Here is a 10,547-nt window from a genome sequence, read left to right as displayed (position 1 = left end):
ATGAAGGCGGAGTACGAGAAGCCGATCAATTCGGCGATCTTCCCGGGGATCCAGGGCGGCCCGCTGATGCACGTGATCGCGGCGAAGGCGGTGGCATTCAAGGAAGCGCTGTCGCCGGAGTTCAAGGCGTACCAGGAGAAGGTGGTCGAAAACGCGCGCGTGCTGGCGGAGACGCTGGTGAAGCGCGGGCTGCGGATCGTGTCGGGCCGCACGGAAAGCCACGTGATGCTGGTGGACCTGCGCGCGAAGAACATCACGGGCAAGGCGGCGGAAGCGGCACTGGGCGCGGCACACATCACGGTGAACAAGAACGCGATCCCGAACGATCCGGAAAAGCCGTTCGTGACGAGCGGCGTGCGCCTGGGTTCGCCGGCGATGACGACGCGCGGCTTCGGGCCGGCGGAAGCGGAGAAGGTGGGCAACCTGATCGCGGACGTGCTGGAGAACCCTGAAGATGCAGCGACGATCGAGCGCGTGCGCGCGCAGGTCGCCGAGCTGACCCAGCGTTTCCCGGTCTATCGCTGATCGACGATGCGCTGCCCGTTCTGCCGGCATGACGACACGCAGGTCGTTGACTCGCGCGTGTCCGAAGATGGCGCCGCGATTCGGCGGCGCCGTCGCTGCTCGGCTTGCGACAAGCGCTTCACGACGTACGAGCGGGTCGAGCTGTCCCTGCCGTTCGTCGTGAAGAAGGACGGCAGCCGCACGGAATTCGACCGTCGCAAGATCGTCGCCAGCATGCAACTCGCGCTGCGCAAGCGGCCGGTTGCCGCTGATGCGATCGACGCGGCGGTCGCCCGCATCGAGTATCAACTGCTCGCGACAGGCGAGCGTGAAGTGCGTAGCGAGAAGCTCGGCGAACTCGTGATGAACGAGTTGCGCGGCCTCGATACGATCGCTTATGTCCGCTTCGCATCGGTGTATCGCCAGTTCGAGGACGTCTCCGAATTTGCCGACGTGATCGAAGAGTTCCGTCGCACCTCTCCCGCCAAGACCCCGCGTAAGCGCTGACGCGCTGCGTCCGTTCATCGTCTTCTCCATTGGTTCGGTTCGCGCCGATTGTGTCGGTCGCGATCGCATGCCGCCAGTCGGCCGTTCGGCAAATGGCGTGCGTCCGCACGCATCGCTACAGTCGTCCCATCACCTTGGCGGAGGACGGCTGCGATGGGGCTGCGCTCTCAATTCTTGAAAAACCTGATGCGACGCTCGAGCGGGTTCACGCTCGTCGAGCTGATGGTCGCCATCTCGCTGGCGTCCGGGCTCGCGCTTTATGCGGCGCCCGCGTTCGACCAGTGGCGCATGCGCGAACGCGTGGATGCGCGCTCGCGTGCGTTGCTCGGCGCACTGTCATTTGCGCGTACCGAGGCGACGCGTCTCGGCGTGCGGGTCACGCTGTGCCGGGCCGGGAGCGGCGGCACCTGCTTGCGTGCCGGTGAGCGGTGCGACCCGGCCGAATGGTCGTGCGACTGGATCGTCAGCGGGCAGGTCGACGGGCAGTCACGCGTTTTGCGGCGCTATCCGCGCGATGCCGAAGTGGCGGTTGCGGGCGCAGCGCACGATCTGGCGTTCGCGCCGCCGGTCGGTCAGGCGGTCGGCGGAATCCGGCGTTTCGAATTGCGTCCGCGACGTGGCGTGTCCGGGGCCGACGATGCGCGCACATCGCGTTGCGTGCGGATTGCGGCGGGCGGCCGGGCGCGGATTGTCGCCGGCCGCTGCGACGCGGCGTGATCGCCGTGCGCAACGTAATGCGCGGCACGTCGCTGATCGAGGCGATGCTGGCCATCGCGCTGCTCGCGACCGTGATGCTGGCGGTGGCCGGCAGCCAGCTCGCGATGGCGCGTGCGCAGCGGGCGACGATCTGGCGCGAACGCGCGCTGTGGCTGGCCGATGCGCGTATCGAGCGCCTGCATGCAGCCGCGGGGGCCGGCGACGGTCTCGCGGCGCTGGCGGCTGCATCGTTGCCCGGCGGTGCGATGACGCTCGATGGCGGGCCGGGCGGTGTCCGCTATGCGATTGTCGGCTGGCGCGGCGGCCATGCGGCCGCGCCGTCGCGGTGCGAAGCCGCAGGCGTGTCGGCACAGCCGCCGTCATGTATCCGGATTCCGTTTCGGGAGACTGGCGCCGATGAACGCTGATCGCCGCATGCGTGCGCATACGCTGGTCGAAGTGTTGATTGCGATGACCGTCGGCCTTCTCGTACTCGCGGCGGCCGGTGCGCTGTACCACACGCAGCGCGTCGCACAGCAGCGCGCGGAAGACGGGTTCCAGATGCGCGACGCGGCCGGCACCGCGCTGATGCTGATCGGCCAGCAGATCCAGATGGCAGGATTCCGGCCGCTCGATGCTCAAGGTGCGTCATCGCTGCCGCCCGTGTTCGGCTGCTCGATGGCGCGCGTGAGGGGCGACGGCGCACAGGTGCGGTGCGAGCCCGTACGCGCTTCGTCGGACGCGTTGCTGATCCGGTATGTCGGCGATGCCGTGTCGACGTGGCCGACAGTGAGCGGCCAGGTGTCGGATTGCCTCGGGCAGGGTGTCGGCGTGTCCGGCGAACGTGCGCCGGTGGAGAATCGCTTCGATGCGCATGTCAGCCCGTCGACGGGCGAGCCCGAACTGTATTGCGAAGGAAACGGCCGCCTGGGCACGCCACAGCCCGTCGTGTCGGGAATCGATCAGTTGCGCGTGCGCTATCTTCGTCGCGGCGGCACGCAGTTCGTCGATGCCGATGCCATGCGTGTCGACGACTGGCGCGATGTCGTGGCCGTGCATGTCTGCGTGCAGGCCCGCGGCGAGCCGATGCGCGAGCCGGCGCGCCACGTCGACTGCGACGGCCGCACTGTCGTTGCACGGGACGGCCGCGCACGTTTGACGCTCGATCGTATCGTCGCGTTGAGGAATTCCACGCTCGCATTCGACGATACGTTGCGTGATGCGATGGATGCACGCAAGGTGCTGCGATGAGCGGAGCAGGGCGATACGCGCGGGAGATATCGCGGCGCGTTGCGGCGGACAACGTGCAAGGGCGTATCGCGGCAGGCGGCGACGAGCCGCGGCGGGCTGCATGTGCGGGTGGCCTGGCAACGAACCGGTGCGAGCCGCAAGGACGCGTCCGGTCGGCCGATCCTAATTGGCGTCGCGACGCGGGCCTTGCATTGCCCGCGGTGATCGCGGTCGGTGCGGCGGTCGCGGCGCTGACAGGCACATGGTTCGAAGCCGCGCTGACGGAATCGCGCCGCACGCGTGCGTTGTCCGATCGGCTGATCGCATTTCACGCGGCCGATGCCGCGCTTGCGGCGTGCACCGCGCGATTGCGCCGTGGCTCGGCCCCCTACGTGAACGAGGGCGAATCGCACGCGGAGCCCGACGCGTGGCGGCGCATGCCGGCGCTGGCGGCCGCCGAAGCGTTCGCGCCGTTCGCCGGATGGCCGATGGCGGCGCAGCCGCCGCGATGCCTGATCGAAGCGTGGCGCGGGGCAAGGCCGGCCGATGGCCGCATGTACCTCGTCACCGCGCGGGGCGTCGGTGCGCATGCGTCGAGCGCCGTCTGGCTGCAACATCAGGTCGCGATACGCGACGGACGCATCGTCGCGTTGCGCTGGCGTCGTGTTGCGACGGTGCTTCGATGAACGGTCGCACGTCCATGTACCGATCGGACGGATTCACGCTGATCGAGCTGATGATCGTGCTGGCGATCGTCGCGGTGCTGGCCGGCTGGGGCATCCCGTCGTATCGCGAGCATGTCGTGCGCGTTCATCGCGCGTCGGCCGTTTCCGCGCTGTACCGGGCAGCCCAATATCTCGAAATGCTGGATGGCGCGCCGCCTTCGGCATTGCCGGACGCGCTTGCACAGGCGCCGCCGGACGGGCGCGCGGCCTATCGATTGACGCTCAGGCGGCCGGACGGCGACGATTCGCCGGTGAGCTACGAACTGGACGCAAGCCCGCTCGGTAGCGGCCCGATGCACGACGATGCATGCGGCGCATTCACGCTGCGCTCGGACGGGACGAAAGGCAATGCGCGGCGGGATGGCGCCGACGAACCGGATGCTGCTTGCTGGGGCGTGCGTTGAGTTCGCACGAAAGGCGCGCGACGGCGCATGGCCGCGCGCGCAGGATGTCGATGGTCAGTCGTGCGTGTCGGGCCGGCGCTCGTCGCGGGACTGTTTCCAGATCCGGTAGACCTCCCATGCGGCGAAGCCGAGCGTGCCCCACTTCAGCGCGGGGCCCGCGCTCGCACGCAGCAGCGAGCGAACGGGTTTCGCCAGCACGAGCGATGCGAGCGAACTCAGCATCGGATACTGGTTGACGAGCTGGCCGAGGCTCGCGTTCAGGTTTTTTGCGGACTGGCTGAACCTGGTGCCGGACAGGCCGGGGATGAACACCTTGAGCCAGCTGAAGCGCGTGACGGCCTGGCGCATTTCGCCGGCGGCTTCCGCGAGTTCGAGCCGCTCGACTTCGGATCGCAGGATCAGCAATTCCTTGCGGAGCGCGCGATGCTGCGACGCGCTCCAGTTCGATCGCGACGAATGGGAGCGGGGTGAATTGCCCGTGATGTTCTGGCTCATGGCGCGTCGGCGAAGTAGGTGGGAGGGGTGAGCGCGACTGCGTTCACGGCTTGCCGCGGAACAGTTCGCGGTCTTTGTCGAGTTCGGCGAGCGTCGACTCGAACACGGTCGGCGCATCGCGCAGGCCCGAGCGTGCCTTCAGCGCGCATACGATGCCGCCCACGGCATACAGCGCGGTGATCGCCGCGAGCGACTGCCAGCGATAGGTATCCCAGAACGCGATCGTGATGAGCACGGTCAGGCTGATGAGCGCCATCGTCGCGAGCATCATCGCGGCGAGCCCGAGGAACAGCACGCCCATCAGGCGCTCCTTCTCCTCGGCAAGCTCGATGCCCACCAGTTCGAGGCGCGTTTGCAGAAGTCCGATCGCGGAGCCGACGAGGCGGCGCAGCGGTCCTTGGCCGGACGGCTGCGAGGTGGTGTCTGTCGTCATGAATGAGGTGCTTGCGCGTGCAATGAGCAGCTAGGGCAAAGCTGGCCGGTGGCAACCGCCGGCAGGCTTCGACGCCCGCGGGCCGCGCGACGCGGCCCGCGGGACGAAACGGCGCAGAGCGCGTTACTTGCGGTTGATCAGCAGGCCGACCAGCACGCCGATGCCGGCGGCGACGCCGATCGACGTCCACGGATGCTCGTGCACGTAATCGTCGGTCGCGCGCGCGGCCTTCTTGCCTTTCTCGACCACCACGACCTGGACGTCGGCTGCCTTTTCCTTGGCCTGCTTCAGGCGCGACATGGCCTTTTCACGGAGCTCGGCCGCACGGTCGCCCGTGCTGCTCGCGGCTTGCTTGAGCAGGTCTTCGGCGTCCGAGAGAACGGTTTTGATATCCGACATCAGTTTCTCCTTGTTGATTTCCGACATTGCAACTCCCTTCGTGCTGTCATGCTGCAGGTTCACATCGTAGCGAAACACCTGCCTGCTGGCGAGCCGGGAAGACACACGGCGACAGTGCAAGACCGCATGGTAAACGATCTGTAATCAATAACAGAGCGGCAAACGGGGTGAAAAGTTTCCATCGTGGCCGTCCGTCCGGCTCCGACACCAGGCAAAAATGACAAAAAAGTATGAATATCGAACGGAATAATCGTTCGCACGGCCCATGGCTTCCCGTAAGCTGACAGGCTGTCCCGCGCTATCCAGCGCGTGGGTTCAACCAGCATCGTTCGAGGAGGGAACATCATGAGTCTGCGTCTTGGCGACATCGCACCGGATTTCGAGCAGGAATCGAGCCTGGGCCCCATCAAGTTTCACGAGTGGCTCGGCGACGGCTGGGGTGTCCTGTTCTCCCACCCGGCCGACTACACGCCGGTGTGCACGACGGAGCTGGGGCTCACCTCGAAGCTGAAGGGCGAATTCGAGAAACGCAACGTGAAGGTGATCGCGCTGTCGGTCGACGGCGTCGAATCGCACAAGGGCTGGATCAACGACATCAACGAAACGCAGTCGACGATCGTCGGCTTCCCGATCATCGCCGACGCGGATCGCAAGGTTTCGCAGTTGTACGACATGATCCACCCGAACGCGAACGAAACGCTGACGGTGCGCTCGCTGTTCGTGATCGACCCGAACAAGAAGGTGCGGCTCACCATCACCTACCCGGCCAGCACGGGGCGCAACTTCGACGAAGTGCTGCGCGTGATCGACTCGCTGCAACTGACCGACAACTACAAGGTCGCGACGCCCGGCAACTGGAAGGACGGCGACGACGTCGTGATCGTGCCGTCGCTGCAGGATCCGGAAGAGCTGAAGAAGCGCTTCCCGAAGGGTTTCAACGCGGTGCGTCCGTATCTGCGCCTCACGCCGCAGCCGAACAAGTAAGCATCGGCTGCACGCGAACGCGGTACCGGGCCGGCGGCCCGGATCGCGGCTCCGACGAAAAACGGCCCGCCCGGCAGTGATGCCGGGCGGGCCGTATCTTTTCCGCGTGCGCGGCAGGGCTGCCGCGCATGCCGCATCCGAACGATCAGAAGAATGCCTGGATGCCCGTCTGTGCGCGGCCGAGGATCAGCGCGTGGATGTCGTGCGTGCCTTCGTACGTGTTGACCACTTCGAGGTTCACGAGGTGGCGCGCGACGCCGAATTCGTCGGAGATGCCGTTGCCGCCGAGCATGTCGCGCGCGAGCCGGGCGATGTCGAGCGCCTTGCCGCACGAATTGCGCTTCATGATCGACGTGATCTCGACGGCGGCCGTGCCTTCATCCTTCATCCGGCCAAGGCGCAGCACGCCTTGCAGGCCGAGCGTGATTTCGGTCTGCATGTCGGCGAGCTTCTTCTGGATCAGCTGGTTCGCGGCGAGCGGCCGGCCGAACTGCTGGCGGTCGAGCACGTACTGGCGCGCGGTGTGCCAGCAGGATTCGGCGGCGCCGAGCGCGCCCCACGCGATCCCGTAGCGTGCCGAGTTCAGGCACGTGAACGGGCCGCGCAGGCCGCTCACGTTCGGCATCAGGTTTTCTTCCGGCACGAACACCTCGTCGAGGACGATCTCGCCGGTGATCGATGCGCGCAGCCCGACCTTGCCGTGGATCACGGGCGCCGACAGGCCCTTCCAGCCCTTCTCGAGGATGAAGCCGCGAATCGCGTCCTTGCCGTTCTCTTCCAGCTTCGCCCACACGACGAACACGTCGGCGATCGGCGAGTTCGTGATCCACATCTTCGCGCCGGACAGCGAGTAGCCGCCGGGCACCTTCTTCGCGCGCGTGACCATGCTGCCCGGATCGGAGCCGTGGTTCGGCTCGGTCAGGCCGAAGCAGCCGATCCATTCGCCGGTCGCGAGCTTCGGCAGGTATTTCTGCTTCTGCGCGTCCGAGCCGAATTCGTAAATCGGCACCATCACGAGCGACGACTGCACGGACATCATCGACCGGTAGCCCGAATCGACGCGCTCGATTTCGCGCGCGATCAACCCGTAGCTCACGTAATTGAGGCCAGGGCCGCCATATTGCTCCGGAATCGTCGGGCCGAGCAGGCCGACTTCGCCCATCTCGCGGAAGAGGGCGGCGTCGGTGCGTTCGTGGCGGAACGCTTCGGTGACGCGCGGCGCGAGCTTGTCCTGCGCGTACGCCTGCGCGGCATCGCGCACCATCCGCTCTTCTTCGGTCAGTTGCTGGTCGAGCAGCAGCGGATCGTCCCAATGAAAAGTTGCAGCACTCATCATCTCATCTCCTGTCGGTCAGAGTTAGTGCTTCAGCGCTTACTCTGACCCCATGCTTCGCGGTCGGTCAGAGTTGGCGCTTCAGCGCTCACCCTGACCCCATGCTTCGCGGTCGGTCAGAGTTGGCGTTTCAGCACTCACCCTGATTCCATGCTTTGCAGTCGGCCAGAGTCAGCGCTTCAGCACTTACCTGATCCCATGCTTTGCGGTTCGCCCCGGTTTATCCGGGCCCATGCTAAGGTTCACTTGACTGAAGTTCCGCTGTGCGGAACAATGTTTTGCAAATCGAACCCAGTGTAGCACCAGATGACACTTTCAACCATTGACGAAACCACGATCGACGAACGCAAGTTCGTCGTCGCGCTTGCGCGCGGGCTCGACCTGCTGCGCGCATTCCGGCCCGGCGAGACGATGCTCGGCAACCGCGACTTCGCGGAGCGCACCGGGCTGCCGAAGGCGACGGTGAACCGGCTCGCCTATACGCTGACCGTACTCGGCTACCTGCGCTACGACGAGACGCTCGGAAAGTATGCACTCGACGCCGGCGTGCTGTCGCTCGGCTACGCGCTGCTGTCGGGTTCGGGAACCCTCGATCTCGCACGGCCGCATATGCAGGCGCTCGCGCGCGAGATCGGCGCGGCCGTGTCGCTCGGCTGCCGCGACGGGCTCGACATGATCTATCTGGAGACGATCCGCAGCGAGACCGCGCTGACGCTCGGGCTCGCACCCGGTTCGCGGCTGTCGATGCTGACCAGCTCGATGGGGCGCGCGTACCTGGCCGTGCAGCCGGAGGACGTGCGCCGCGCGCTCTATGCCGAATTGCACCGCTCGGCCGGCGGCGCGGGCGACGCCGATCAGCTCGTCGCCGCCGCGCAGCTCGCTGTGGCCGAGTTCTCGGCGGGTGGTTGCTGCTATTCGTTCCGCGCGTGGCATACGGATGTGAACGCAGCGGCCGTGCCGTTTCGCGAGCCTCGCGAGGGGCGCTGGCTGATCCTGAGCTGCAGCGGCCCCGCATCGTCGATGGACGAGGACGTGTTTCGCACGCAGGTCGGGCCGAAGCTGAAGGCGCTCGCGCAGCGGCTCGGGCAGACGGCCTGAGCACGGCGGCGCGCGGTCATTGCCCTCGCGTCGCAGCCGTTCCGTCTCCGGTATGGATGAGGGTGGGTGAGTGTGGATGAGGGCGCTGCCGCCATCTCTTGTGCTGCGATCGAACCGCGCTCATCATCGTTCGCCAGCTTCCCGACAACGAGGTTTGCGATGTCTCACCCGGAACCTATGGAAGGCGGATGCGCGTGCGGCGCGATCCGCTACCGTATCGCCCACGCTCCGAACGACGCCGGCTTCTGCCACTGCCGGCTCTGCCAGCGCACGACCGGCGCGGCCGTCGTCGCATCGGCATCGGTGCCGATCGACGCGTTCGAATACCTGCAGGGCGAGCCGACTGTCTATGCGTCGAGCGCATGGGGCGAGCGGCGCTTCTGCGGCCGCTGCGGCGCGCAGCTCGAATACCGGCTCGCCGATGCGCCGGAAACGGTCGAGATCAATTACGCGACACTCGATGAGCCGTCGCGGCTGCGCCCGGCGTGGCATGTCTGGTATGGCGATCGCTTCCCGGGCATCGAGATCGACGACGATCTGCCCAAGTACGACGATGGCGGACGAGCGTAAGCGGTAAGCGTCGGCGCCGACGGGCAGGCGCCGAGCAGCGGGTCACGCCAGGCGGCTCGATCCCCCCATCCCATCAGCAGCACACCACCTGTGTGCAGCCTCCGGCGCGCCGCTCCCCGCGGCGCGCCGGCCACGCCATCCGTTCAGGCCGTCGCGACCTTCGCAAACACGGGCCCCTGCATGAACCGCACGTCGTGCTGGCGCAGCAGTTCGCACTGCGTCTCGTCGGCGACGCCGTCGAAGATCAGCGGAATCCGCACGCGCTGCGCATACGCGACCAGCGCCTTGACCATCCCGTCGCGCAACGCGATGCCTGCATCCATCTTGATGTAGTCGGGGCGCGCCATCTCCGATTCGACCGCGAGGATGCGGCCCGGGTCGGGCAGCTTGTCCGCGACCCTGAAACCGTGATGCTGGTAGCTGCGCGTCAGGTAGCCGAGGAAGGTCTTGTGCGCGACCGCGACCGCCGGCAGTTCGATCACGATCCGCTCGGCCGGCAGCCCGAAGCGCTGCAGCACCGACGAGAAATGCTTGCCGTGGTCGTACTTCACGCTTTTGAGCAGCCGTTCGTGCACGCGCAGGAACAGCAGCCCATGGCGCTGCGCGCCGAAGAAGTTGATCGCGTGCAGCGCGCGCGACAGGCGATCGATCGCGACGAGCGTCTGGTCGTCGACAGCCGAGTCGACCGGGTCGTGCGGCGCTCCCGTGACGAGCGTGACGGCCTGGAAGCCGAGTTCGTCGCCGTAGCGCGCGATCGCATCGGCGAACGACGTCGATTGCGGCGCGCCGGGCATCGTCACGTCGTAGATCGGTTCGTAGGCGCTGGCGAGCGTGCGCTCGGGCAGATTCGCGCTCGCGGTGCCGCCGTCGGCCAGCGTGAGGTGATCCCGCAGATACGGCAGTTGCCCGGCACGGGTGACCAGCTCGGGAATGGTGGGCGGAATCATCGGCGTAAGAAGGAAAAACGGCGGCCGAACGGGCCGCCTCGTATCTCGATAGTAGCAGCGCGCGCCGCGCTCGGCTTGGCGTTTCGCTCATATGGTTATCCCGTCCCCGAGCCGGTGCTAAGGGTTTACGTTTATTTCACTATTCGTAATTGGTTTTACTATTCGTAAATCCAAGATTTGTCGCCGATCAAGAAACGCGGCGTTCGGGCGCCCCGCAGCGGC

Annotated in this window: 15 protein-coding genes; 10 read left to right on the top strand and 5 right to left on the bottom strand. The window is 66.5% G+C overall.

Going from position 1 to position 10,547, the window contains the following annotated elements; all coding sequences use genetic code 11:
- The 7 genes from BFF94_RS26480 to BFF94_RS26450 all read left to right on the top strand — a co-directional run.
- A partial coding sequence (locus BFF94_RS26480) for a PLP-dependent aminotransferase family protein (RefSeq protein ID WP_504740299.1) occupies positions 1-525 on the top strand: 525 nt, incomplete at its 5' end.
- Between the two features lie 6 nt (positions 526-531).
- Complete coding sequence (gene nrdR, locus BFF94_RS26475) at positions 532-1,011, top strand: transcriptional regulator NrdR (RefSeq protein WP_034206522.1); 480 nt, start codon at positions 532-534, stop codon at positions 1,009-1,011.
- 186 nt (positions 1,012-1,197) lie between these two features.
- On the top strand, positions 1,198-1,728 hold the full coding sequence (locus BFF94_RS26470) for a GspH/FimT family pseudopilin (protein ID WP_246637412.1): 531 nt from the start codon (positions 1,198-1,200) through the stop codon (positions 1,726-1,728).
- Between the two features lie 17 nt (positions 1,729-1,745).
- Positions 1,746-2,135: a type IV pilus modification PilV family protein gene (locus BFF94_RS26465; protein WP_219140051.1), complete on the top strand. Its 390-nt coding sequence runs from the start codon at positions 1,746-1,748 to the stop codon at positions 2,133-2,135.
- The gene (locus tag BFF94_RS26460; RefSeq protein ID WP_128843192.1) at positions 2,125-2,958 is read left to right on the top strand and encodes a PilW family protein; all 834 of its coding nucleotides are present in this window, start codon (positions 2,125-2,127) and stop codon (positions 2,956-2,958) included. The genes BFF94_RS26465 and BFF94_RS26460 overlap by 11 nt, the downstream gene beginning before the upstream one ends.
- 191 nt (positions 2,959-3,149) lie before the next feature.
- A complete protein-coding gene (locus BFF94_RS26455) occupies positions 3,150-3,623 on the top strand; it encodes a hypothetical protein (protein ID WP_372454330.1) in 474 nt (157 codons plus the stop codon).
- Entirely contained in the window at positions 3,620-4,066 is a 447-nt protein-coding gene (locus BFF94_RS26450) for a type IV pilin protein (protein ID WP_128843191.1), read from the top strand. Before BFF94_RS26455 ends, BFF94_RS26450 begins: the two co-directional genes overlap by 4 nt.
- 54 nt (positions 4,067-4,120) lie before the next feature.
- Here the strand turns inward: BFF94_RS26450 and BFF94_RS26445 are convergent, their stop codons facing one another.
- From BFF94_RS26445 to BFF94_RS26435, 3 genes are all read right to left on the bottom strand, one after another.
- Positions 4,121-4,561: a DUF3318 domain-containing protein gene (locus BFF94_RS26445; RefSeq protein WP_128843190.1), complete on the bottom strand. Its 441-nt coding sequence runs from the start codon at positions 4,559-4,561 to the stop codon at positions 4,121-4,123.
- 43 nt (positions 4,562-4,604) lie between these two features.
- Positions 4,605-4,994, bottom strand: a complete 390-nt coding sequence (locus BFF94_RS26440) for a phage holin family protein (RefSeq protein ID WP_128843189.1) — start codon at positions 4,992-4,994, stop codon at positions 4,605-4,607.
- Between the two features lie 123 nt (positions 4,995-5,117).
- A complete protein-coding gene (locus BFF94_RS26435; RefSeq protein ID WP_128843188.1) occupies positions 5,118-5,420 on the bottom strand; it encodes an ElaB/YgaM/YqjD family protein in 303 nt (100 codons plus the stop codon).
- A gap of 318 nt (positions 5,421-5,738) precedes the next feature.
- On the opposite strand from BFF94_RS26435, the gene BFF94_RS26430 reads away from it, so the two are divergent.
- Positions 5,739-6,377, top strand: coding sequence for a peroxiredoxin (locus tag BFF94_RS26430; RefSeq protein ID WP_128843187.1), 639 nt, complete (start codon positions 5,739-5,741; stop codon positions 6,375-6,377).
- Between the two features lie 145 nt (positions 6,378-6,522).
- Here the strand turns inward: BFF94_RS26430 and BFF94_RS26425 are convergent, their stop codons facing one another.
- Entirely contained in the window at positions 6,523-7,710 is a 1,188-nt protein-coding gene (locus BFF94_RS26425; protein WP_128843186.1) for an acyl-CoA dehydrogenase, read from the bottom strand.
- Between the two features lie 306 nt (positions 7,711-8,016).
- Between BFF94_RS26425 and BFF94_RS26420 the strand changes: the two genes are divergently transcribed.
- Both BFF94_RS26420 and BFF94_RS26415 read left to right on the top strand, forming a co-directional pair.
- On the top strand, positions 8,017-8,808 hold the full coding sequence (locus BFF94_RS26420; RefSeq protein ID WP_128843185.1) for an IclR family transcriptional regulator: 792 nt from the start codon (positions 8,017-8,019) through the stop codon (positions 8,806-8,808).
- A 159-nt stretch (positions 8,809-8,967) separates the two neighbouring features.
- Positions 8,968-9,378, top strand: a complete 411-nt coding sequence (locus BFF94_RS26415) for a GFA family protein (RefSeq protein WP_128843184.1) — start codon at positions 8,968-8,970, stop codon at positions 9,376-9,378.
- A gap of 143 nt (positions 9,379-9,521) precedes the next feature.
- On the opposite strand, the gene BFF94_RS26410 is transcribed toward BFF94_RS26415, so the two are convergent.
- Positions 9,522-10,325: an EAL domain-containing protein gene (locus tag BFF94_RS26410; protein ID WP_128843183.1), complete on the bottom strand. Its 804-nt coding sequence runs from the start codon at positions 10,323-10,325 to the stop codon at positions 9,522-9,524.
- Positions 10,326-10,547: the final 222 nt, after the last annotated feature.

The organism is Burkholderia catarinensis (assembly GCF_001883705.2).
Classification (GTDB): domain Bacteria; phylum Pseudomonadota; class Gammaproteobacteria; order Burkholderiales; family Burkholderiaceae; genus Burkholderia; species Burkholderia catarinensis.
This window is presented reverse-complemented; position numbering and strand designations above follow the sequence as displayed.